We start from the raw sequence: 21,636 nt of genomic DNA on the forward strand, positions 1-21,636 counted from the left end.
GGTCAGTTCCCGCGGTGCGGGGAGAGCGCCGCGGCGATGTGCGAGTGCACCTCCGCGGCGGAGTCGAAGAGCGCGAAATGGCCCCCGGGCAGGGCGTGCAGCGCGAACTCCCGGGCGGTCTGTACCGCCCAGGGCTCCGTCGCGGCCACGTCCGCGCCCGGGTCGTCGACACCGGCGAAGGCGGTGAGCGGTACGTCCAGGGGCGGCTCCGCCACGTGCGCGTAACCTTCGTTGACGGAGAAGTCGGCGGCCAGCAGCGGCCGCATCAGGGCGAGCAGCTCCGGCTCGGCGAGGACCTCCTCCGGGGTGCCGCCGAGCCGGCGCAGCAGGGCGGCCAGTTCGGTCAGGTCCATGCCCGCCAGGTCGCGCCCGGCGACGGGGATCTGCGGAGCGCACCGCCCGGACACGAACAGGTGGACCGGCGGGGGGCCGCCGTTGCGGCGCAGCTCCCGCAGCGTCTCGAAGGCGCACAGGGCGCCCGTGCTGTGGCCGAGGAGGGCGTACGGCGCACGCACCGTGTCGGCGATCACCGTCGCCAGCTCCTTGGCCAGCGGTTCCACGCTGGTGAACGGGGCCTCCGCCTGCCGCCGTTCACGGCCGGGCGGCTGGACCGGGCAGACCGCGATCTCCGGCGGGAGTCCCTGTCCCCACCTCCTGTACGCGCCGGCTCCCGCGCCCGCGTGCGGCAGGCACAGGAGCCGGACGTCGGCTTCCGGGCCGGTGCCGAACGGCAGCCAGGGATTGCCCTTCGTCATGCTGTCCCCATAGGTCGTGTGCGCTTCTGTGGTGTCCTGCGGCGGCCCGCCGTTCAGCGGGCCGCGCCGAGGTGGCGGATGCGGGAGAGGACGGCGTCCCGGGTGGCGGTCTCACCGGCCTGATCGCCGCCCACCTTGTCGACGACGACCGTCCGCGTCGTCGAGGCCCCCGGCCAGTCGCCCCGGAACGGGTGGTCCCGGGAGACGATGTGGAGCACGTCGCCGTCCCACCGCGGGGCGGTGTTGTTGTGCGCGGCGACGAGGTGGGTGATCCAGTCGGCGTAGTGCCGGACGAACAGCCCGGCCGTCTCCTCGATCTCCTCGGGTTCGGCGCCGTCGTCGGCCATCGTGGTCCTGGCGAACCGCCACAGGATCCGGCGGACCTCTTCGGCGGTACGGCCGGGGTCGTCGCGCAGGGCCTCGGCGGAGAACAGCGGGCCGCCCGGGACGGCGTCCAGGGCGGCCACCGCCTCGTCGCCGCCGAAGGCGGCGAACGCGGCGCGGCACTCCTCCTCGACGGTCCGCGCCAGGCACGGCCCGCTGTCCAGGAGGACGAGCGCCGGCGCCGTTCCCCGCGCGGCGGTGAGCCGCGCCACGGCCTCCTGAGCGAAATGTCCCGCCATGCAGTATCCGATGACCGCGGCCACCCGTGACGTTTCGATGCCGGAATTCTCGATCAGTTCCCGCGTGTACGCCCCGGCATGCAATTCGTCGGGCAGTCCGCCCTCCATCGCATAGCGGACGTCGAATCCGTGGTCTTCCAGCCGCATGGCACTGACGTGCTTTGCGTCCCGGCGCCCGGGATAGTCGAAGACAAGAAGCTGAGGCTTTTCCATCAGGTCATGAGCCCAATCTGTGAAGTGGCCCGACTTCCACGCCGTCGCGCCCGGTCGTCGCGCCCGTCGGACACGCTGTCCGCGACCGCTCGGCGAGGCGTGGCCTCACCAGCTCGTCGCTCCCCGGTGCCGCGCCGGCGCGGGCATGCCGGGTGCCGGCGGCAGCGTCGGGAAGAGCGGGCTGATGCCGGACGCCTCGCACCAGCTGTCGTTCCCCGCGGACCGGTCGCACCAGTGGATCCGCTCCCAGCGCAGCGCGGCGGCGTTCAGCTCGACCAGTGCCCGGTAGATCTCCGCGGCTTCCACCAGGCGTCCGTCGCGCGAGGCGGCGGGGGCCAGGCGTTCGGCCATCCGGTCGAGGGCCTCCCAGTCCTGGACGCCGGCCGCTTCGACCGCGCCGCCGAAGCTCTCCCAGAGCTCCGCCGCCACCTGCCGGAGCAGTCCGAGCAGTTCGGTCTCCCGCCCGGTCGACGGGCACGACCGCGAAGTCGCCGGATCGGCCACCGCGGTGGCCCGTCCGCCGCCGCCCACGACGGCGAGCGTGCGGGGCCCGCCCGCGGCCGGCTCCCGCCGGCCCTCCGGGAACTCCCGCCCCAGGGTCACCACCAACCCGGCGAAGTCGATCAGCCGGACCGCCCGACGGATGCCCTGGACCGCCAGGTGGACGTCGCCGGCCCTGACGCAGCGTGCCGCCAGTGCGAGGTCGTCGACCGAGCGCGCGGCGACGAATTCCATGACCGGCCGGGCGGCCGCCGCGAACGGCCGCCGCGGAAGTCCCCTCCTGGACGCGTCCCCTCCAGAGCCGTCCACCGTGTCCCCCTCCTGTACTCGGTGCGGACGCCGGACCGGAACGGCCGGCTGTCCCCCTCGTCCGTCACTGCCAGCCGGTGTCGGTCGGCCGCATCGTGTCCTCGTGGGTCACCGAGGCGTCGGCGCGCACGGGCGCGGGACGTTCCTCCCCCGACACGGACACGATCGCGGCCGATGCGGCGAGAACCACGGCGACAAGAGCGGACAAAAACTTCGCGGACATGTTGTGCTCCCCCATACGAAAAACATCTGGTGTATGTCCGGCCTCGGCATCCGAAACAGAGTGCGCATATCGCGGTCGGGGTACCGACCGGTTTCCGTGGACGGAGGACTTCCGGACACCTCCAGAATCTCCCGGCGGCCAACCGCGCCGCAACACGCGGGTACTGACCACAAGTGCGCGTGGAACTTGAAGCTACCGACGCCCGGCCGGCCGGATCGAATCCCCCACGTGCCGGTGGATTCCCGCTCAGAACGCACGTCCCGCGTCCGCCGTGGCCGCCGTCCGCAGCACCCCGCGGCGCACCAGGGCCTGCTTGGTCCGGGCGACGTAGTCCGGCTCGAAGAGGCCGAGCCGGCGGCAGGTGTCGGTGACCGTTTCCTGCAGCGCGGGGGTCGGACGGGCGGCGAACCCGCCGCAGAGCTCCGGCTCGATCAGGGCCAGCGGTCCGATCAGGCCGGCCACGCCGGGCGTGGCGGTCAGCAGGTCCTCCCAGCCCTGGTACACGTCGACGTCCCCGGCCTCGTCCACCAGCCGCCGGGTCACCCCGGGGTCGCGGCTGGACTCCTTCACGCCGACGACGCCGGGCAGCGAGCACACCGCGACGAGCGTCCCCAGGTCCAGTTCGACACCGCTGACCACGCTCTCGTTGTAGAGGTGGACGGGGATGTCGAGGGCACTCGCGATCCGCGCGTACGCCCGGTACACCTCCCGCCGGCCGCGTCCCGCCGCCCAGGGCGGCCCCACGTAGACCCCCGCGGCACCGTGCCGGGCCGCCCAACGGGCCCTGGACAGCACCTCGTCGGGGTCCGCGCACTGGATGCCGGTGATCACCGGCAGGCCGTCGGCCGCCTCCAGCGCCGCGCTGTTGACGGTGCGCCAGCTCTCGGGGTCGAGCCGCCAGCCCTCGCCGCAGCTGATGGTCGGCACCACGGCCCGTACGTACGGGCGGACGCGGGCCACCAGTTCGCGCACACAGGCCGCGGAGACCCGCCCGTCGGCGTCGAACGGGGTGACCAGCGGAGCCATGACACCGCCCCGGCGCCACTCACCCATGCCGCGACACCACCGCGCGCAGGCGGTGCATGGAGGCGGCGAAGTCCTCCGGGTCCCGGGCGAGCGCCACACGGATCCACCGCTCGCCCCGCTCCGGGCGGCTCCAGTAGAAGAAGGTGCCCGGCAGCACGTGGACGCCCTCGTCGGCCAGCTCCCGCTGCAGTTCGGTCGCGCTGGGGGCGCCGTCGGCGATCCTGAACCAGGCGACGCTGACCGGGACCGCGGGTTCCTGGTGGTGCAGCACGGTGCCCCGGGTCAGTTCCCTGGCCACCGCCCGGTTCGTCGACAGCACGTCGGCCACGGACGCGAATCCGTCCGCCATCGAGTCCTCGATGTACCGGGTGAGCACGTTGAGGGTGAACGGGGAGACGTTCAGCAGCACGCTGGTGTGGACGTTGTACAGGTCCGGGTAGATGTCGGCGCTCGCCGTGATCAGGGCGCACTTGGCGTCCTGCACCGGCCAGGTCTTGCCGGTGTCCTCCATGGCGATGTAGCTGACGCCGGACGTCTCCAGGATCTCGTAGACGTCGATCCGCCCGCCGGGGGAGTCGAGCGCGAACGCGGCGAAGCAGAGGTCGAGGACGAGCAGGCGGTTGTTCTCCTTGCAGAACCGCACCACCTCCTCGAAGATCCGCCGGCCTCCGGTCAGCAAGCTGTGGCCCGTGGGGTTGTTGGGGTCGACGAGGAAGACGGCCTCGGTGGCGGGCTGCCGCGCCAGCCGGTCGTAGACGGTGTCCGCCGATGCCAGCACCTGCTCCGGCAGCGACACCAGCTCGATGTCGAGGTTGACCAGCAGGTCGCGCAGGTTGTCGAAGCACGGTTCGATCAGCGAGACGCGCGCGCCGCGCCGCTTGAGGTACATGCCGGCGACGACGGTGGAGACGGAGGCGGCGTAGGTCAGCAGGGTGCGGTTGAGGCCGAGCGCGGTGTGCTGACCGCGGAAGCGGAAGAACGTGTCGATGAAGCGCTCCTCGAAAGCGCTCTGCTTGCCCGCTTCCGCCTCGTACCAGAGCTGGGGCAGCGACGCCACGATCCGGCGCTGGCCCGGGGACTGGGACTGGTGGGTGTGGGCGTCGGCCAGGTTGTGCTCCGAGCGCAGCGCCCGGATCTCGTGCTGGGTGAGGTCAGCGGCGCTCACGGTCAGGGTGGTGCCAGGCATGGTGCTCCTTGGGCGGTTCGACGGCTTCGGCCGGACGGGCGAAGAGAGGGGAACGGTGCGGGGTCAGACCGGTGCGAGACACAGCTGCCGGAGCTGACGGGCGAGCTGCGACGCTCCGCCGAGGGCTCCCGCCCGTCCGGTGTCCACGGGCCAGACGTCCGGTGTCACGGTCAGGTCCGTGCGGTCGCCGGCTTCCGCGGCCAGGACGCCGAGGGCCTCCCGGACGCGTGCCTGCCGGACGCCGGCGCCGGGCAGCAGCCGCAGCGGCACGTGCGCGGCCTGGGCGAAGGACGTCGCCAGCAGGGTCGGTGCGGCCACCAGGAGGTCGGTCCGGCGCAGGGCGCGCGGCCAGTCGCCGACGTCGACCCGTACGAAGGCGAACTCGGCCAGCCGGCCCGCCAGCCGGTCCCATTCCGCCGCGGCCATGTCGGTCAGCACCGGTATCGGCCCGGCGGCCGGGTCCGCGTCCCGCAGCGCGGAGCGCAGGGCCGCGGCGGTCCGTTCCGGGTCCGGGCGGCCACCGGTCAGCTGGACGGCCGGGCCGCCTCCGCCGGCCGACCGGACCCGCCTCGGCGGAGCCACGTGGGAGACCCTCACCTCGGACCGGGCGAACCGCCGGACGCGGCCGCACGACGCGGTCAGCCAGTCCGGCACCTGCCAGCTCACGACGGTCGCCGCGACGCCGTCCGTGCCCGGGTCACCGGGGGCGGCGCCGGCGGGATGCAGATAGACGGTGGGCAGGCCGTCCGCCATCAGCTCGGCGCACCGCTCCGGATCCCCCACGACCAGGGCGGCCGTCGCGGAGGTGCCCGCGGAGGCCCGGCGGAACTCGGGCAGGTGGGCGGCCACGAACTCCAGGGCGGCCGCGGCTTCCAGGTCGTCGGGACGTGCGTGGAGGACGAGCGAGGGCCCGTCGTCGGATGTGGTCAAGGCATGCTCCTCGGGGGGAATGACGCGCTCCTGGTCGGTGTCAGTAGTGCCAGGCGGGGACGGCTCCGAGCCGGGCCATGTCGTCGCTGTAGCCCGCGGCCGTCGTCGAGCATCCGTTGCACACGCGGGGCCCTTCGGACCGGAAGAACGCGGCGTGCTTGCGCAGCTCGGGGCTGTCGAGGAACACCCTTCCGCGCTCGTCCCGCAGCGGTGCCCCTCCGGGCCCGTCGCCTTCCCGGTGCGGCAGGCAGCTGCAGCCGAACGCGCGGCCCTGCTTGGGGTCCAGGTAGATCACGTCGTCGGTGACGTAGCAGAGCGGCAGCGAGGCCCGCGGGGTGACGCCCTCGTCGAAGAAGGCGTCCTGCTCCTCGGGCGTGTCCCCGTAGAACCGCTTGCCGAGCGGGACCAGGACCTTCTCCGGGTCGCCGGTGTAGACCGGGTCGCACACCTCGAGCACGTCCTCTCGCGAGGGGTAGGTGATCGTGCGCTCCAGCTTGAGCGCCGACAGCTCCCACTGGCTCACGCCGGCCTCGGTGAGGACCCGCTGGAGCTCCGGCAGCTGCTGGTAGTTGTGCGGTCCCGCCACGGTGTTGACCCGGGTGAGGATGCCGGCGGCCCGGGCCGCGCGCAGCCCCTCCAGCGCGCGGTCGAAGCAGCCCGGAGTACGCCGGTAGACGTCGTGGGTCTCCCCCGAGGAGCCGTCGATGCTGACCACGATCTGCGCGAGTCCGGCCGCGGCCAGGGCGTCGACCATCTGCGGGAGCCGGAAGCCGTTGGTGATCAGCGACATCCGCATGCCCGCCGCGGTTCCGGCCTCGACCAGCTCCACGACCTGCCGGTGCATCAGCGGCTCGCCGCCGGTGAACCGGACGTAGCCCACGCCTGCTTCGGCGGCCTGGGGCAGGAGCTCGGCGAAGTCGTCCACGGTGAAGCGGTAGCTGTCCCGCGAGAGCGCGAACTCGCACATGAAGCAGTCCGCGTTGCATGCCTCCAGGATCCTGATGAACAGGTAGCGGTGGCGATCGCCACTCATCGTGTCTCTCCTTGGGTCGGGTGGTCCGGAGAACCGGACGACGGGTCGAAGGTCAGCCACGGCCCCAGCTCCCGCGGCGCAGCCGGTCCTTCACCAGGTCGGCGGTCCGGGCACTGGTGCCGGGGGGGAAGACGCCCGCCACTTCCAGTGCCACGTGCCGGGCGAGGAGGTGGCCGGCCACCAGGTCGGGGTCGGGCTGTCGTCGGGCGTGGGCCCGGTAGGCGGGCAGGAGATGGTCCAACTGGTCGGGGGAGAGCTGGCCCAGGTCGGTCTCCGGGCCGGCCGCCCGGGCGTCGGTCCAGTCGAGGACCAGGGCGACCCGGTCCTCGCGAAGCACCAGGTTGGGCGGCCGGAAGTCGCCGTGGCAGGCCACCTCGCGGCTGGTGCGCCAGTCCTCGGCCGCCCTCCGGAGCAGGGCGTCGGCCCAGGACCCGGCGGGGATCCCCACGGTCCCGCCGCCGCGGAGGGCCGTGTCGTAGCGCGCCCTCCTGCGCGGCAGGTTGCGGGTCTCCTGGGGGAACCGGTCCCCCGGGACGGCGTGCAGCGCCGCGAGCGTCTCCCCCGCCGCGCCGAGGCCCGGCCGGCTCTCCGCCGGCCCGCCCTCGACGTACCGGTAGACCAGGTACGGGCGCCCGTCGGGCAGCACCCCGCTGCCCGCCTCCTCGGGCGCGGGCACGCCGTGGGCGCGGGCCACCCGCCAGCAGTCCAGCTCCTGCGCGGTGTCCAGCGGCCAGGACCGGCCCACCCTCAGCGCGAGTGCGGAGCCGGCGTACACCACGCAGTTGCCGCCGTGCCACAGGCGCACGTCGCGCACGTCCGGATCGCCGCACCGCCGCAGCACCTCGGCCGCCCGGTCGAGGTCGCCGCCGCTCATCCCTTCAGCAGTTCCACGGTGGCGGTCGCGACCCTCCGGGCGTCCTCGGGGCTCATCTGGGTGCCGAGCACCAGGGTCCGGTCCCACAGGGCGCGCTCCGTGCCGAGGAGGTGCTCCTCGCGCTCGCCCCACCAGCCCTTCGAGGTCATCCAGGGCTTGACCCACGGCATGCCGATCAGGGCGGGGTAGTGCCAGCCCGGGATGCCCTCGGCGACGAGCGCGTCCACCAGCCAGTCGCGGTGGCCGGCCCACTCCTCGTCGAGGACGAGCGCCACGTCGAACCAGGCGGGGGTGCAGTCGAGACCGGCGGCCGGGCGGGCGGTGCGGATCCCGGCCGCGTCGAAGACCTCGAACATGGCGTCGGCCGTGGCGTTGCGCGCGGCGACCCGGTCGGCCAGCTGCTGCAGGGCGGCGTGGGCGAGGATCGCCTCGATCTCGCCGCCGCGGAAGTTGTACCCGGGGAAGACCCCCTCGAAGTTCCCGGACTTGCCGTGGTGCCCGTAGGTGCGCATCCGCCAGTCGATGTCCGGGTCGTCGTAGACGTTGAGACCGCCCTGGCCGGCGGTGACCAGCTTCTTCGTGGAGCCCGCGAAGGAGCCGATCTCCCCGTACGCGCCCACCGGCTTGCCGCGCAGCGTCGCGCCGTGCGCCTGGCCGCCGTCCTCGACCAGGTACTGCGTCCCGGAGGACCGCCGGATGGCCTCGACGTCGGCCACGTTGCCGAAGAAGTGCGTGATCAGAGCCGTGTGCACGGGGGTTCCCTCGGTCCACTCGGCCACGTCGTCGACGCACTGCAGCGTGTCGGGGTGGGTCGGCAGGAAGACCGGACGGGCGCGCAGGTGGTAGATGGCGTTGAGGCTGGCCACGAAACCCGAGTCGCTCAGCGCGACCGGCGTGCCCTCTTCGACCCCGAGGGCGAACAGGGCGGTCTGCAGCGCGGCCGTGCCGGACTGGTGGAAGAAGGCGCGCTCGCGGCCGATCAGCGCCGCGAAGTCCGCTTCCAGGCGCTTGCTGTGCGGGCCTCCGCCCCAGTAGACGGTGCGCCGCGTGCGGATCAGCGCGGCCACGTCGTCGGCCGCCTCGGGAACGATGCCGGTGTCCTCCCAGGGGAGTTCGTCGAAGCGGGCGGTGCCGCCGTTGATCGCCAGGGACCGGTCCTGCTTGAGTTCATCGGGATGCCGCATGGGCGGATGTCTCCATCTCTCGCACGTCGCTGAGCTGCTGTCGGGTGGGGAAAGTCGCTGGGGCCGGGAGGCGGACGCCGGGGAGCCGGGTCCGGGCCCGCCGGACGACCGCGTCCACGATGTCGGCCACCTCGGCGGCGCCGTCGCCCCCGGTCGGTCCGGAGAACGGCGCCATCCGGGCGCCGGGCCGGCCGGAGGCCCCGATGGCCTCGTCCAGCCGGGCGGTGAGCCACGGGCCGTACGTGGAACGCCGTGCGGCGGCGGCCGCGATGCGTCCGTAGAGGTAGCGGACGGCCTCCGCCTCGCCGCGTGACTTGTGGGAGTCGAGCACGGCGTCGTCCACCACGTCCGCCGGCCATCCGACCACGATCGCGGGATCGACCTGTGCCGCGACGTCGGCCGCGTTGGCGATCTGGCTGAGGTTCTGCGGCGGGAGCACCACGCAGCGCTGGTCCAGCGCGGCCGTTTCGAGCAGGGTGGTGCGGCCGGGCGAGGTGACGACCAGTTCGGCCGTGCGCAGCGCCTCCAGGAACTCCCCGCGCGGCAGCCGTCCGCCCGTGATCGAGAGTCCCTCCGTCGCGGGCGTCCGCGGCAGCCGGTCGAGGTCCACGTTGCCCGTGATGGTCACGTCCCGGAAGCCCCGGCCCCCCAGCGCCGTGAGGGCGCTCTCCAGGACGAGCGACAGATAGGCGTCGTCGCCGCCGTCCCGGAAGGGGGACTCCAGGCCCCCCAGGTTGAGGACCGCGTGGCCCGCCACCGGTGCCGGTCCGCCGTCCCCGGTCATGCCGACCACCGGCCCCACCCAGTGCAGCGACCGGATCCGCCGCAGCGACGGCCAGCAGGCACGGGGCAGTACGGGGCACACCTGGGCGCAGTAGGCCTCGACGTCGACGGGGAGTTCGTCGCGGTCCGTCCAGAGGAACGGAAGGCTGTCCAGGTACACCACGGGGACTCCCACCGACTGGAGCCGGGAGGCGAGTTCCGGGTCGAGCACCACCAGGGCGGCCGTGACGCGGTGGGCCGCGACCAGCCTCGCGAGCTCCTCGTCGTCGGCCGGCACGTCCAGCCAGGCGTCGACCGGGTGGGCGCCCAGCACCGGCCGGCCGAGCGTCGAAGCGAGTCCGACGAAACCGATCCGGTCCGCGTGCCTGGCACCCAGGACGTCCATGACGGCGGCGAGCTTTCCGACACTGCCCCAGCCGAACTGTACGCCGGCGATCGCGACGACGGTTTCTTTTCCATGGGCCGAGAAAAGCGACGCAGCGTCGCCGGTCATATATCCCCCCATGAGCTGCAGAAGAATTGTGACTGCCTCTGCGGCAGCCGTTAGAGATACTCCATGCTCGTGCCGGGCGAGTCCACGGAAAGCTACTGGCCACAAGTGACCGACAGACTTGCTGACACTGAACGACCCGTCCCACGCGTCTCTGACCAGCTAGGATCTTGTCTGCCAGGAAAGCCCTCAGGGAAGCTCCCGGCAAATGGTGGGGCGAATCCACCATAGGAAACGAATGTGTTGACAACCCCGGACGCCCGCTTCTACGGTCGTCCACACCGCAGCACCCACGGTTATTCGTGCCGGGCTGACGGCACTTTCTTACGGATTTCATCCGAGCGCTTCGCGCACGCTGGCGAACGCCGTTTCCTTTCCTTCATCACACTCAAGAGGTGACACCTTGCAGGCTGCCCCAGTCCAGGTAAGCGTCGATCTCACGGGAATCAACGTCTTCGTCGGCGGGCCCATCCAGTACGCGATCGAGGGCGACGGCTTCTACTCGCCGCTGCGCCGCACGCTGCACAGCATCATCGAGGCGGTCCAGGAGGCCAACGGGACCGTCTTCTCGGCCCACGTCGCCGAGAAGTTCGGGGTCGACACCCCCTTGTTCTCCCCCCAGCAGGTCTCGGTCCGGGACTTCGACTGGATGCGCCGGTGCGACGTCTTCGTCCCGGTCCTGCCCGTCCTGGGGGACGACCTGCTGCGCACGGACGGGACCCACGTCGAGCTGGGCTGGGCGTCCGCGCTGCGCAAGCCCGTCAAGCTCGTCACCCGGCAGCCCCTGGCGGCCGGCGCGAGCCACCTGCTCCGCGGGCTGCCGGAGATCGCCGAGGTGACGCTCTTCGACGACATCGACGTGACCGGGGACCCCACGGCGCTCCTGGAGTCGATCGCGCGGTCCGCCCGCCCCGCGGGGCTCTGGCAGGAAGGGGCGGGGGCATGACCGACGGGCGCGTCGAACGCGACTGGGTGATCCGCTGGCTGTCGAAGAACCTCGGACTCACGGTCTCGGACGGAAGCCCCCTGCGCGGTGACGTCGACTCGCTCCTCATGGCCGAACTCCTGACCGCGGCGGAGTACGAGCTGGGCCGCGACGCCTGGACCGATTTCACGCCGGGCTGCTTCGACACGGTCGAGACGCTGGCACGGCACCTGGCGGACTCCCCCGCGGGGGTGGAGAAGCGCTGGTACCGCCCGCTCGGCGCGCACCACGGGCCGGAAGCGGCCCCCGACGGCTTCGACCGGGCCCGCACCTCCCTCGGGGAGGTGGTCGTCGGAGCGGCCGCGAAGCCGGCCGCCACCGGCAGGGCCGGCAGCGTCATGCTGGTCGGCGAGCACGCGACGGCGATCACGGAGCTGGTGGCCGGCCTCGACGCGGCCGTGGCCTCCTTCGGCCCGACGCCGGTGTGGTACCCGATGCTCACCAATGCCGGCACCGGCCGCGACCACCCGCAGAACGTCGCCTCCTCGCTGGAGAGCGGCCGTCTTCAGCACGCGGCGTGCCTGGAGCTGCTGGAGGAGATCGACGAGCGGCCTGACGGCCTGTACTCCGGCATCGGGTACGCCTACCGGCGGGAACCGGCGCGACGGTGGGACAGTGCCGGGCGGCTCGAGGCCTACCGGGTCTGGGAGGCCGTCTGGTGCGGGCCCGTCGCGGACGCTCCGGGGGCCATGGAGGAGCTCCGGAGCGCGGTGGCGGCGGTCCTCGGCGGGTTCTCGAAGGGCGACTGGACACCGGCGCTCGACGGCTTCACGCCCGGCCTGACGCGGAAGAGCGAATGGACGGTCGCGGACGGCGAACCGGGAGCGGGGGCGGCCCTGTCGTCCCTGAACGATCACGGCACGACGTTCGTCCGCGACGGGCGGTCGAGCTTCTGCCTGGGCGTCGGCATCGACCGTCTGGCCGACCTGGGCCTGCTCGGGACCCGGGGGAGCGGGGCGTCGCCCGCCGGCACGACCGGCGGCGCTCCGTCCGCGGACGACCCGCGCGTCCCGGTCTTCACCGGGAACCGCCGGCCGAACTTCTGCCTGGGTTCCGACGCCGACCGCCTGGGCCGCGCCGGACTGGTGCCGCTGTGACCGGGACGACGTGGCAGTGGGGCACGGCCGGCCACAGGATGACGGCGGCCGGCGAGGGGAATCCGGAGATGTGGCGGGAGGCGGGGCTCGTGCCCTGCCCCGGCGACCGGGAGCCGGGGATCGTCCTCGGCTCGTTCGGCGACCGGACCGACGAGCTGCTGGCGGCCCCGGCGTTCGCCGCGCAGCCGTGCATCGGACAGAGCTCGGGGGACGTCCGGCGGCTTCCGGTCAGCGTCGTCTGGGAGGTCCTGCTCCCGATGCTGCTCGCGGCCGGGAGGCCCGGTGACGTGATCGTCCGGATCAACCTGGCCGAGGAGCAGCTGAAGTACCCGCGCAGGGCCGAGCAGTTCGCGCGGGTCGCGGACGCGGTGGCGGGCGCGGCGAAGGCGCTCGCGGACGGGCTGGGGCTGGTGAGCGAGGTGAGGGTCAACACGCGTCCGCCGGCGTCCGCCGTCTCGGTCGACACGTCGACGCTGTACGGGATGTTCGCCCCGTTCCAGCCCGAGATCGACCATCCGCGGGGCTTCCAGAACGAGGCGAACATCCTCATCGCGTTCACCTGGTACCTGGCCCGCTACCGCGAGCTCCCTCCCGGCTCCTGCGTCGTGGAGGGGGCCCACATGGTCGGCGCCGTACGGGCCGCGCTGGGCACCGACGCCCGATACCTGGCGGCCCTCGGCCTGCCCGCGCCGAGCGGGCGGGCGTGCCTCGTCCAGGACGCGCCGGCGGGCGAGCGGATCACCATGGCGAACGTGGAGGACCTGCCGCTCGACTGGTGGCCGGAGCAGGTCGTCCGGTCCGTCTTCGGGCGGGGACTGCGGGAGCTGGCCCTCGACTTCCGCGACAGCCTGACGTCCTGACGACGCGGCATCGCGCGGGCCCGCCGGCCGGCGCGGTACACGGCGCCCGCCCCGACGGGCCGATGCACAGAATGGGATCACGATGAAGACTGGTAACCAGCTGAGGACCCTCATGGGGGTCCGCTGGGTACACGTGCCGTTCCTCCTGGCCTTCCTCGGCCGGCTGCCCCTGTTCATGACCTCCGTCGCGCTGGTGCTGTGGACCGACGCGGCGGGCCGGTCCGCCGTCCTCGGCGGCTTCTACGTGGCGGTGCTGAACACCGGGGTCGCGGTGGCGGCTCCCTGGCTCGGCCACCTGGCGGACCGGCGCAGCCGCCCGTTCGCCCTGCGCCTCACCGGAGTCGTCCAGCTGCTGGCGCTGGGGACGCTGTCCTTCCAGTCCCCGTCCCACGTGGCCCTGAACGCGTCCCTCTGCCTGCTGGCGGGACTGTCGACACCGCCGATCAGTTCAGCGCTGCGGTCGATGGTCACGGACCGGGCGCAGGACGACGAGCGGGAGGCCATTTTTACCGGCGAGGCGATGGTCGGATCGCTGTTCGCGATCCTCGGCCCCCTGGCGCTGTCCGGCTTCGTCCTGCTCAACGGCGCCCAGACGGCGCTGACCGCGGGCGCCGTCCTCCTGGGCGGATCGGCCGTCGCGCTGTCCTTCCTCCCGGTCATGCGCAGTCTCCCCCGGAAGCCGGAGGGGGACGGCGCGGACGAAGCCGCCCCGCGCGGCGCGCTCGCCCCCTTGCGGCAGCGCGGATTCCGCGCGCTGACCGTCCGGATGGTCATCGAGGCGATCGCCGGCGGTGTGGAGCAGGTCGCGGTTCCCGCGTTCGCGGTGTCGATCGGCTCGGCGGCCCTGACCGGGCCCCTGTGGGCGATATCCGGCGGCATCGGCCTCGCCGCGGGCGCCGCGTACGCCGTCAGGACGTGGCAGATGCCCAAGGAGACGCTGTACTGCGTCGGCGTCACCGGACTGGCCGTGTCGTACGTGGTCCCCGCCTTCGCGGACTCCTTCACCACGATGGTCCTCGCCCTGTCGGCGGGCACCGTCCTGGCGGTGCCCGTGATCGCGACGGAGTACGACCTCGTGGCGCGGACGGTACCGGAGACGCAGCGCAACAGCGGCTTCGCCCTCATGACGTCCGCGGCCATCTGCGGCACGGCGATCGGGGCGCAGGCCGGCGGCTTCGTGATCGCGCACAGCGACTACCGGGGGGCGTTCGTCTTCGCGGCCGTCCTCGCCGGACTCGCGGCGGCCATGTCCTGGCGCAGCCGCAGGCTGTGGGCCGAGCCTCCGGCCGCTCCGGCCGCACCGGAGCTGCCCGCGGCGCTCGAAGGCTCCGGCCGGTGAACGGGGAACCGCCCGCTCACTCCCCGCCGAGCAGCGCTCCGCGGTTCTCCCGGAGCCAGCGGCCTTCCTCGCGCATCTCGTCCGCGTCGCCCCGGGCCAGGAAGCCGGCCCACGGCTCGATCCCCTGCGCGCCCAGCCGCCGGATGCGCCCGGCCTCGCGTTCCTGGAGCTCCTCCAGGGCGTCCAGCACCGCCTCCGGCCGCTCCCCGTAGGCGGAGCAGAGCACCGCGAGGCGGGTGCGCGCCTCCCCGTCGGGCGCCCGGCCGGGGGCCTCGGGGCGCAGCGGCACGGCGTACCAGGCGAGTTGTGCCAGGTCGTCGACGGCGTGTCCGGGCGCCGCGAAGTCCCAGTCGATGAAGCCGGTCAGACGGTCGCCGTCCCAGATGGAGTTCCACGGGCCGAGGTCGCCGTGCCGGATCACCATGCCGGGCTTCCATTCCCCGTCGTACTGCCGCCAGCGGGCGTTCGGCGGGGGCCGGAAGTCACGCACGGCCTCGTGGTAGTCGCGGAGCCAGTGCCCGAGTTCCACCAGTCCGTCCGCGGAGCGCAGGGAGGGGGGCCACGGTGTGAAGGCGGGATCTCCGTGGAGGAGGGACAGCACCTCCTCCTGGCCGTCCACGCCCAGCGCGCGGGGGGCCCTGTCGAAACCCGCCGCCTCCAGGTGCTCCAGCAGTGCGTGCACCGCCGGCGTCCACGGTCCGACGGGCCGCCGGATGGTGTCGCCGACCCGCCGGACCGTGGTCACGCTGCCCTGGTCGCTCGCCCCGTCCTCGATCATCCGACGATGTTAACGCCTCTTTCCCGCGCACCGATTTCCCAGGAGGGATCACTGTGACCGCATCCGCCCGACCGGCCGTCGACGCCGGGACCCTGACCGGTCTCCTCGCCGCCGCGGCCGCCCGCCTCGCCGACCGGCCGGCGGTCCGTGACGACCGGCGGACGCTGACGTACGCGGAACTGGACCGGTGCTCCGACGTCCTCGCCGAGACCCTGCGCGGGCACGGCGTCGGGGAAGGGCATCGCGTCGGACTCCACCTGGAGCCTTCCGTCGACGTCTTCGTGGCCGCCCTCGGCATCGCCAAAGCGGGTGCCGATCACGTCGTGGTCGACATCCGGCTGCCCGACGACCGCCGGGCCCCGCTGCTCGCGGACGGCGGCGTGAAGCTGGTGGTGGCCCGGCCGGAAGGACGGGAATCCCTGCGTGCGCTCGGCCTCGGAGTCGTGCCGCTCCCCGCCGGGCCGGCCGCCGTCGCGGCGGCGGCGGCGCGGCCGGGCTCCGGCCCCGGTGCCGCGCCCGGGATCCCGGCGACCGACCACGCCGAGCGCGATCTGCAGCGGCTCCTGGAGCTCCTCGTCCAGCACCGGGAACGGCAGCGGAACCACCTCCCGCCCGCCACCGGGACCGAGCGCTACCTGGCCGGCCTGTGGGAGGCGCTGCTGGGGGTCGAGGACGTCGGCGGCAACGACGACTTCTTCCGGCTCGGCGGCCACTCCCTGCTCGCGTTCCGCATGCAGAGCCGGATCAAGCGCGAGCTGGGAGTGGTCCTGGAGTACCGCACGGTACTCGCCCACCCCGTCCTGTCCGCCCTCGCCGCCGAGATCGACGCGGCCGGGGACGAGCTGGACTTCCTGTGAACCAGACGCAGAGACAGCAGAGACACGAGAGAGGCGATGCGCCGTGACGTCCGTCGAGCGCAGTGAGACGTTCCACCCGTGCGACACCACCGCCGCCCTGTCCGAGGCGGCCCGTCACTTCCTCGACGGGCGGTCGGCGGTGATCCCCTTCCTCGCCGCCGGCCGCCCCGACCTGCGCGCGTCGGCCGTCAGGGCCGAGGAGCTCTACGGCGCGACCCGCGTTCCGGAACCCGCCGACACCGGCCTGGACCTCCTCGGGGACGACGTCGCCGCGGACGCCGTCCGCGTCCTGCTGCGGCCGCTGGCACGCACCTGGACCACGGACCCCGAGGCCGCCTCCGGTGCGCGTTCGCTGCTCATCTGCGGCCTCTACCAGGACCTGTCGTCGCGGATCGTGGCCCCCCTCATGGGGTTCTCCGCGCCCCGCCCGGGCGTCGCCGTCCTGACCGGCAGGGACCTGGCGTCCGTGAGCTGGATGGTCGCGAAGCAGTACGCGCGGGTGCGCCCGGACGTCACCCGGCAGGCGCTGCTCACCAGCCAGGACGTCGTGGACGCCCCGCCGGAGGACGTCGAGGTGCTCTCCTACGAGGACTTCCAGACCCGTGACATCCGCGGCTTCCTCGCCTCGTCGCCGTGGCGGCGCCTGCAGTTCCAGTCGCACGGGAAGGACCAGGTCCTCCTCCTCGGCGACTGGGCGCTGTCCGGGGTCAGCGACGTCGACGCGCCCGAGGGGCCCGTCACCCTGCGGCCCCGGTTCGGCTACGGCTACCCGGACCCCGAGAACAAGCTCGCGTTCATCCGGTTCTCCGAGTTCACAGCGGCCGAACTGATCCTGAACTCCTGCCACAGCGGGCCGTTCCCCGACACCGGCTCCTACGCCGTGCGGTACCAGATGGTGCTGGCGGCCGTCGACGGCACCGCGCAGACCATCGTCGCCGCCGTCACGAACAGCAACGCCGGCATGCCGGAGTCGGCGCGGTTCCTCGCCCAGCACGACCTCGACGAGGACATGGCCGCCGTCCTCAACGCCAGCATCGCCGACGTCAACCCGTACGGCGTCTTCCTGCGGCACGGCGTGCAGGCGGCACCGAACCGTCCGGCCGTGGCCGTCGGCGCCGGCGACCGCCGGCAGCGGGAGACCGACCGCCTCCTGGCCCTGGCGCTCGACCGGGCCGTGGGATGGGCGGAGAGCGGGCTCCTCCCCGCCGACCATCCGTCGAGGACGGCCTGTGCCAGGTTCCTGAAGAAGTACACCCGGCTGCTGTGCCGGACGTCCTCCGCCGAGTCCGAGCGCCTCCACGCCCGACTGGTGCGCGACCTGGCCGCGCTGGACCGCTCCATCGCCGCCCGGATCGCGGCCGACCCGGACGACCCGATGATGGACTACCCCGACTACTGGGCCGATCGCAGCGTGGTGCGCGCGACGCCCGAAGCGGTGGCGTGCGGCACCTGCGGCGACATCGCGCAGAAGTTCGTCCGTGCCGGCAAGAGCCGCGTCATCCCGGACGTCGAGGTCGTCGGGTGCCTGCGCTGCGGCGACGGGGACTACCGTCCCGCCCATGCCCCGGCCCTGATCACCAGGTCGCCCCTGGGCACGTACATGGGGGCGTCGGTGTCGGTGCGGCTCGACGTCTCACAGGCGCGGCCGGGCACGGTCCACTACGGCTTCTACACCCCTCCCTACCTCACCGACTACGGCCTCGACTCCCCCCTGCGTTCCACCGAGGTCGGGGAGGACGGCACGTTCACCGACCGGTTCACCCTGACCCTCGGCCCGTCGGTGGTCCCGCAGATGTACTACTACACGGTGTACATGGTCCAGGACCTGGGCATCAACGTCGCCCGCCACAACCTCGGGGTCCGGCCGGTCCCGGCCGGCTCCTGACGGGCCCACCGGCCGGACCGTCCGGTCAGACCGCGATGTCCTGCCGGCCGCCCTCGGTCCACGAGGTGTCGATCCAGCCGAGGCGGCCGGCGAGCATGCCGGCCTGGAAGCGGCTGTCGGCTCCCAGTTCGGCGAGGATCTCGGAGATGTGCCGGCGGCAGGTGCGCGTGGACATGTTCATGCGCTTGGCCACCACCTCGTCCTTGGCGCCCGCCGCCATCAGCCGGAGGATGCCGGCCTTGATGTCGTCGATGGTCTCCCCGTAGCCGACCCGGGTGTAGACGAACGGCGTCGCGAGCCGCCAGGTCTGTTCGAGGGACTGGTACAGGTACTCCACGACCGCGGGCTCGCGGATGATGACCGCGCCGCCCCCGGGGTCCGTCCGGTCGGCGAGGAAGGCCACCTTGCGGTCGAAGATGACGACCCGCTCGATGATCCCGGAGGCCGTCCGTATCTCGGACCCGGCCGCCTGCATGATCGAGAAGTGGCGCTGCACCGCCGGGCTCGACAGCACGGTGTGGGGGTAGATCGTCCGCATCCGCACACCGCGCTGGAGCAGGGCCAGGTCGCGCGGGCGGCTGTCGGCGACGGCGCTCTCCTGCAGCGCTTCCGGCTGGGCCGTGAGCACCTCGCTGACACAGTTCTGTCCGGCGTCGCTCAGCAGCGAGCGGATGACCTGGAGGTCGCTGGTCCGCTCGACCGCCTGCGGCTGGTCGTCGAAGCCGCCGAGCGAGTCGTAGACCTCCTGCAGGCTCTCGATCCCCTCGCGCACCTGCTCCGATTCGGCGTGCAGCCGGCTGATCTCCGCGGCGCGCCGGGCGACGGAGGCGGTGAGCGCGAGCCGCGGATTGAGCACCGACACCAGGCCCGTCCCAGGCTCCACGCTCACCAGGTGGAGGGAGACGAGGGCGTCGAGGTCGGCTTCGGAGAACGGGGCGGCGCCGGCCGGGGATCCGCCGTCGAGCAGGACGTCACGCGGCGCCGATCCGCCGCTCTCGACCAGAAGTCGGTAGAGCCTCTCGGCCGTTTCGGTCACGGCATGCGACATCGTCATGGCTCCCCCCGGGGCCGTGGTCGGCCGGACCCGTCGTGATGACCGGCGCGCCGAAATGAGTGGAGCACCTGCCTGGGCCCAGCCTCAGAAGTGGATCAAGGTCACCGTGGCGATCATACTAGAGGGTCGCACCGCAAGTCGTACAGGTAAGTTCCTACCTCTTGCGCGAGGGGATCCCGGGGAGGCCGCCAGGCCGGGGGCCCTCTACCCCGGGGAGGCCGCCGGTCCGGGGGCCCGGCACCCCGTCGAGGCCGTCCACCCAGACGAAGGGCCGTGGTCGCCGGTCCCGGTCGGCGGCCCACACCGCGATGTCGTGCTCCAGCATCTCGACGGATACGTGGCCGCCGCTCCGTCGGAGCTTGTCGGTCAGCGGTCCGGACCAGTGCTCGGCCCTCTCGTCCCAGGAGACGCCCGCCGGGGCGACGTGGACGCGGAAGCGCGGGTGCCGGCTCAGCCAGGTCCTGGCCTCGGCCGCGTACGGGGTGGTGTGGTGGTCGCACACCAGGTGCACCTCGGCTCCGTGCGGCACCGCCCGGTCCACGGCCGCCAGGAACTCCACGAACGCGAGGGCCCGGCGCCGCCCGGGGAACCGGTCAGCGTCGGCGCCGCCCATGGGGCCGGGCGCCGCGAACAGGCCGGCGGCACCGGACGGCGGGCGGCCGTGGACGGCGGGGAGCGCGGGGGCGCCCGGCGCCTGAGCCCGGCCTTCCTCGTCGACGCGGAGCGCCACCGCCCGCTCGGGCGGGTTGTGGTAGAGCCCGACCACGTCCACGGCGTGGTCGGGGAACCACGGCTCGGTGAACATCGCAGGGGATCCCCCGGCGTGGGGCGCGAGATCGAACGTCTTCCAGATCCGGCCGACGGTGGACCTGGACAGCCCGGTGTGCTGCGCCATCGACGCCCGCGACCAGCGCATGCCCTTTCCGGGGCCGGACCCCAGCGTCGCGGCCAGCACCTCTTCGACCTGTTCCAGGGGGATCGACGACGGCCGGCCGGACCTCGGCTCGTCGTACAGGCTCTCCAGGCCGCGGGCGACGAAGCGGGCCCGCCAGCGCTCCACGGTCGACTCGTCGACCCCGAGCTCGGCGGCGGTCCGCCCGTTCGTACCGCCCTCCGCGCAGCACAGCACGATCTTCGCGCGCAGCGCGAGGAACTGCGGGGTCTTCGCCCCCCGCGCCCAGCGCGTCAGCTGGGCGCGCTCGGCGTCGCCCAGGACCAGCTCGGCCTTCGGCCGTCCGGCCCGGTCCGCGTCCCGCAGCCCGGCCAGCCGCTCGGCGGCGAAGCTCCGGCGCCACTTGCCCACCGTCTTGGCCTGGACGTCGACGAGCCGCCCCACGGCGGCGTCGGACATGCCGTCGGCGCACGCCAGGACGATGCGGGCCCGCACGGCGGCCCTCCGGTCGCGCGACCCGGCCCGGCGCAGTAACTCGGCGCGCTCATCCTCGGACAAGGCGATCGGCTGGACTGATGATCTGGTGTTCGACACTCCTGGAGGGTATCAACTTACCGGTGGGACTTACGATGTGATGACCTGTCAGAGACCCGTCACCGGGACGCGCGCGAGCTCGATTCCCGTGTCGACACCGGAGCTCCTCCAGCTGAGATCGAGGTGGCGGACCATCAGCCGCACGTCCGCCACGTCCAGCACCGGCCGGGGCGAACCGTCCCGGACCACGGCCAGTACGGGCACGAGCAGATCGGAGAACAGTTCGCACCAGTCCTCCGGCGAGGTGGCGTCGCGCCGGCCGAGATCGACGATCCTGTCGGAGAACCCGAGGTCCGCGACGGTCGCGTCGAGTCGGGCGGCGAGCTCGTCCAGGGGGCGGTCGTCGAACGACGACGGAGGCGGCGTGTCGAAGAATCTCCCCCATTCCGCCTCCCCGTTCAGGGCGAGGGAGAGCAGGAAGCGGTATTTCGCGAGTTCGAGCTCCGCGTTCGCCCAGCTGTAACTGATCAGGTCGTCGAGGTCGACCAGCTCCGCGACCCAGCGCGAACGAGGTGCGCGGCGCGGTCCCAGACAGACGTCGAGGAATTCCCGGACATGGCGCACGGGTCCGGAACACGCGGCGTCCGGCGTGAGAAAGACCCCGCGCTCCTCGGTCTCCCGGAAGAAATCCTCCGGACTCGGCACCGATTTCCCTTCGTCACCCGCGAGCATGACGTATTCCGGGGTCATGGCCATGCCGAGGCTCGGCTTGTACAGGCTGGCGACGCGCCGCGGGACGACGGTGCGGCTCCCTTCGCCGGACCGCCGCGCGTACAGGGTCGGGAGGGTGGTGAGCACCCGTCCGAAGACCCACACCCAGCGCCAGTCCGGTTCCTCGTGGCCGTGCCGGCGGTGGAACGCCTCGCGGATCTCCGCGACGCCGTCGAGGACCTCCGGCCAGTCGGCCTGCATGCTGCGCAGGGCCGAGACGTTCATCTCGTAGCCGGACCGCGAGCCGGGGTAGGGACAGCGGCGCATGTCGTAGGTGACGCCTTCGCGCACCCGGGCGGCGGCGTACCGCTCTCCGAGCGGGCGGCCGTCGTCCCCGTACAGCAGCCGGGCGATGTCGAAGCCGAGGATGTAGAACTCGCAGAGTTCCCAGACCCGTTCGGGGGACGGCGGCCGACCCTCGCCGGTCAGGTCATGTGCTGCGGACACGCGGTTC

Annotated in this window: 21 protein-coding genes; 6 read left to right on the top strand and 15 right to left on the bottom strand. The window is 73.0% G+C overall.

Annotated elements, in window-relative coordinates; all coding sequences use genetic code 11:
• Window positions 1-2 precede the first annotated feature (2 nt).
• The 11 genes from AB0E83_RS09385 to AB0E83_RS09435 form a co-directional block, all read right to left on the bottom strand.
• Window positions 3-755 (bottom strand): thioesterase domain-containing protein, encoded by a 753-nt coding sequence (locus AB0E83_RS09385; RefSeq protein ID WP_362108278.1) that lies wholly within the window; start codon window positions 753-755, stop codon window positions 3-5.
• Window positions 756-808: 53 nt separating this feature from the next.
• Window positions 809-1,525: a hypothetical protein gene (locus AB0E83_RS09390; protein ID WP_362108280.1), complete on the bottom strand. Its 717-nt coding sequence runs from the start codon at window positions 1,523-1,525 to the stop codon at window positions 809-811.
• A 171-nt stretch (window positions 1,526-1,696) separates the two neighbouring features.
• Window positions 1,697-2,326 carry a hypothetical protein gene (locus AB0E83_RS09395; protein WP_362108282.1) on the bottom strand — a complete coding sequence of 210 codons (630 nt, stop codon included), beginning with the start codon at window positions 2,324-2,326 and terminating at the stop codon, window positions 1,697-1,699.
• A 139-nt stretch (window positions 2,327-2,465) separates the two neighbouring features.
• Window positions 2,466-2,639 (bottom strand): hypothetical protein, encoded by a 174-nt coding sequence (locus AB0E83_RS09400; protein WP_362108284.1) that lies wholly within the window; start codon window positions 2,637-2,639, stop codon window positions 2,466-2,468.
• Between the two features lie 231 nt (window positions 2,640-2,870).
• The gene (locus tag AB0E83_RS09405) at window positions 2,871-3,677 is read right to left on the bottom strand and encodes a dihydrodipicolinate synthase family protein (RefSeq protein WP_362108286.1); all 807 of its coding nucleotides are present in this window, start codon (window positions 3,675-3,677) and stop codon (window positions 2,871-2,873) included.
• Entirely contained in the window at window positions 3,670-4,836 is a 1,167-nt protein-coding gene (locus AB0E83_RS09410) for an aminotransferase class I/II-fold pyridoxal phosphate-dependent enzyme (protein ID WP_362108288.1), read from the bottom strand. The genes AB0E83_RS09405 and AB0E83_RS09410 overlap by 8 nt, the downstream gene beginning before the upstream one ends.
• 63 nt (window positions 4,837-4,899) lie before the next feature.
• Window positions 4,900-5,766, bottom strand: coding sequence for a hypothetical protein (locus tag AB0E83_RS09415; RefSeq protein ID WP_362108290.1), 867 nt, complete (start codon window positions 5,764-5,766; stop codon window positions 4,900-4,902).
• A gap of 40 nt (window positions 5,767-5,806) precedes the next feature.
• Complete coding sequence (gene blsE / locus AB0E83_RS09420; RefSeq protein ID WP_362108292.1) at window positions 5,807-6,799, bottom strand: cytosylglucuronate decarboxylase; 993 nt, start codon at window positions 6,797-6,799, stop codon at window positions 5,807-5,809.
• Between the two features lie 52 nt (window positions 6,800-6,851).
• Window positions 6,852-7,673, bottom strand: coding sequence for a phosphotransferase (locus AB0E83_RS09425; protein ID WP_362108294.1), 822 nt, complete (start codon window positions 7,671-7,673; stop codon window positions 6,852-6,854).
• A complete protein-coding gene (locus AB0E83_RS09430; RefSeq protein WP_362108296.1) occupies window positions 7,670-8,857 on the bottom strand; it encodes a DegT/DnrJ/EryC1/StrS family aminotransferase in 1,188 nt (395 codons plus the stop codon). Before AB0E83_RS09430 ends, AB0E83_RS09425 begins: the two co-directional genes overlap by 4 nt.
• On the bottom strand, window positions 8,841-10,133 hold the full coding sequence (locus AB0E83_RS09435; protein ID WP_362108298.1) for a hydroxymethylcytosylglucuronate/cytosylglucuronate synthase: 1,293 nt from the start codon (window positions 10,131-10,133) through the stop codon (window positions 8,841-8,843). Before AB0E83_RS09435 ends, AB0E83_RS09430 begins: the two co-directional genes overlap by 17 nt.
• A 400-nt stretch (window positions 10,134-10,533) precedes the next feature.
• Between AB0E83_RS09435 and AB0E83_RS09440 the strand changes: the two genes are divergently transcribed.
• The 4 genes from AB0E83_RS09440 to AB0E83_RS09455 all read left to right on the top strand — a co-directional run bounded on the left by AB0E83_RS09440 (window position 10,534) and on the right by AB0E83_RS09455 (window position 14,411).
• Window positions 10,534-11,076 (top strand): hypothetical protein, encoded by a 543-nt coding sequence (locus AB0E83_RS09440; RefSeq protein WP_362108300.1) that lies wholly within the window; start codon window positions 10,534-10,536, stop codon window positions 11,074-11,076.
• Window positions 11,073-12,212, top strand: a complete 1,140-nt coding sequence (locus tag AB0E83_RS09445; protein WP_362108302.1) for a hypothetical protein — start codon at window positions 11,073-11,075, stop codon at window positions 12,210-12,212. Before AB0E83_RS09440 ends, AB0E83_RS09445 begins: the two co-directional genes overlap by 4 nt.
• A complete protein-coding gene (locus AB0E83_RS09450; RefSeq protein ID WP_362108304.1) occupies window positions 12,209-13,072 on the top strand; it encodes a hypothetical protein in 864 nt (287 codons plus the stop codon). The genes AB0E83_RS09445 and AB0E83_RS09450 overlap by 4 nt, the downstream gene beginning before the upstream one ends.
• An 82-nt stretch (window positions 13,073-13,154) precedes the next feature.
• Entirely contained in the window at window positions 13,155-14,411 is a 1,257-nt protein-coding gene (locus AB0E83_RS09455; RefSeq protein WP_362108306.1) for an MFS transporter, read from the top strand.
• Window positions 14,412-14,427: 16 nt separating this feature from the next.
• Here AB0E83_RS09455 and AB0E83_RS09460 read toward each other — a convergent pair whose 3' ends face one another.
• On the bottom strand, window positions 14,428-15,189 hold the full coding sequence (locus tag AB0E83_RS09460; protein ID WP_362108308.1) for a phosphotransferase: 762 nt from the start codon (window positions 15,187-15,189) through the stop codon (window positions 14,428-14,430).
• A gap of 53 nt (window positions 15,190-15,242) precedes the next feature.
• On the opposite strand from AB0E83_RS09460, the gene AB0E83_RS09465 reads away from it, so the two are divergent.
• Window positions 15,243-16,046 carry an AMP-binding protein gene (locus AB0E83_RS09465; protein ID WP_362108310.1) on the top strand — a complete coding sequence of 268 codons (804 nt, stop codon included), beginning with the start codon at window positions 15,243-15,245 and terminating at the stop codon, window positions 16,044-16,046.
• Window positions 16,047-16,089: 43 nt separating this feature from the next.
• Window positions 16,090-17,931, top strand: coding sequence for a hypothetical protein (locus AB0E83_RS09470; RefSeq protein WP_362108312.1), 1,842 nt, complete (start codon window positions 16,090-16,092; stop codon window positions 17,929-17,931).
• A 25-nt stretch (window positions 17,932-17,956) separates the two neighbouring features.
• Here AB0E83_RS09470 and AB0E83_RS09475 read toward each other — a convergent pair whose 3' ends face one another.
• The 3 genes from AB0E83_RS09475 to AB0E83_RS09485 all read right to left on the bottom strand — a co-directional run bounded on the left by AB0E83_RS09475 (window position 17,957) and on the right by AB0E83_RS09485 (window position 21,629).
• Window positions 17,957-18,985 carry a LuxR C-terminal-related transcriptional regulator gene (locus AB0E83_RS09475; RefSeq protein ID WP_362108314.1) on the bottom strand — a complete coding sequence of 343 codons (1,029 nt, stop codon included), beginning with the start codon at window positions 18,983-18,985 and terminating at the stop codon, window positions 17,957-17,959.
• A 154-nt stretch (window positions 18,986-19,139) separates the two neighbouring features.
• Window positions 19,140-20,435, bottom strand: a complete 1,296-nt coding sequence (locus AB0E83_RS09480; protein WP_362108316.1) for an IS630 family transposase — start codon at window positions 20,433-20,435, stop codon at window positions 19,140-19,142.
• Window positions 20,436-20,519: 84 nt separating this feature from the next.
• The gene (locus AB0E83_RS09485) at window positions 20,520-21,629 is read right to left on the bottom strand and encodes a hypothetical protein (protein WP_362108318.1); all 1,110 of its coding nucleotides are present in this window, start codon (window positions 21,627-21,629) and stop codon (window positions 20,520-20,522) included.
• Between the last annotated feature and the right edge of the window lie 7 nt (window positions 21,630-21,636).

This window comes from Streptomyces sp. NPDC035033 (assembly GCF_040636735.1).
Classification (GTDB): domain Bacteria; phylum Actinomycetota; class Actinomycetes; order Streptomycetales; family Streptomycetaceae; genus Streptomyces.

What these genes read in the sequence shown, in the direction of transcription:
- AB0E83_RS09445 (WP_362108302.1), top strand. Translation starts at nt 11,073, where the DNA reads ATGACCGACGGGCGCGTCGAACGCGACTGGGTGATCCGCTGGCTGTCG.
- AB0E83_RS09405 (WP_362108286.1), bottom strand. Translation starts at nt 3,677, where the DNA reads ATGGGTGAGTGGCGCCGGGGCGGTGTCATGGCTCCGCTGGTCACCCCG.
- AB0E83_RS09460 (WP_362108308.1), bottom strand. Translation starts at nt 15,189, where the DNA reads ATGATCGAGGACGGGGCGAGCGACCAGGGCAGCGTGACCACGGTCCGG.
- AB0E83_RS09425 (WP_362108294.1), bottom strand. Translation starts at nt 7,673, where the DNA reads ATGAGCGGCGGCGACCTCGACCGGGCGGCCGAGGTGCTGCGGCGGTGC.
- AB0E83_RS09475 (WP_362108314.1), bottom strand. Translation starts at nt 18,985, where the DNA reads ATGACGATGTCGCATGCCGTGACCGAAACGGCCGAGAGGCTCTACCGA.
- AB0E83_RS09390 (WP_362108280.1), bottom strand. Translation starts at nt 1,525, where the DNA reads ATGCGGCTGGAAGACCACGGATTCGACGTCCGCTATGCGATGGAGGGC.
- AB0E83_RS09395 (WP_362108282.1), bottom strand. Translation starts at nt 2,326, where the DNA reads ATGGAATTCGTCGCCGCGCGCTCGGTCGACGACCTCGCACTGGCGGCA.
- blsE (WP_362108292.1), bottom strand. Translation starts at nt 6,799, where the DNA reads ATGAGTGGCGATCGCCACCGCTACCTGTTCATCAGGATCCTGGAGGCA.
- AB0E83_RS09435 (WP_362108298.1), bottom strand. Translation starts at nt 10,133, where the DNA reads ATGACCGGCGACGCTGCGTCGCTTTTCTCGGCCCATGGAAAAGAAACC.
- AB0E83_RS09455 (WP_362108306.1), top strand. Translation starts at nt 13,155, where the DNA reads ATGAAGACTGGTAACCAGCTGAGGACCCTCATGGGGGTCCGCTGGGTA.
- AB0E83_RS09400 (WP_362108284.1), bottom strand. Translation starts at nt 2,639, where the DNA reads ATGGGGGAGCACAACATGTCCGCGAAGTTTTTGTCCGCTCTTGTCGCC.
- AB0E83_RS09385 (WP_362108278.1), bottom strand. Translation starts at nt 755, where the DNA reads ATGACGAAGGGCAATCCCTGGCTGCCGTTCGGCACCGGCCCGGAAGCC.
- AB0E83_RS09410 (WP_362108288.1), bottom strand. Translation starts at nt 4,836, where the DNA reads ATGCCTGGCACCACCCTGACCGTGAGCGCCGCTGACCTCACCCAGCAC.
- AB0E83_RS09430 (WP_362108296.1), bottom strand. Translation starts at nt 8,857, where the DNA reads ATGCGGCATCCCGATGAACTCAAGCAGGACCGGTCCCTGGCGATCAAC.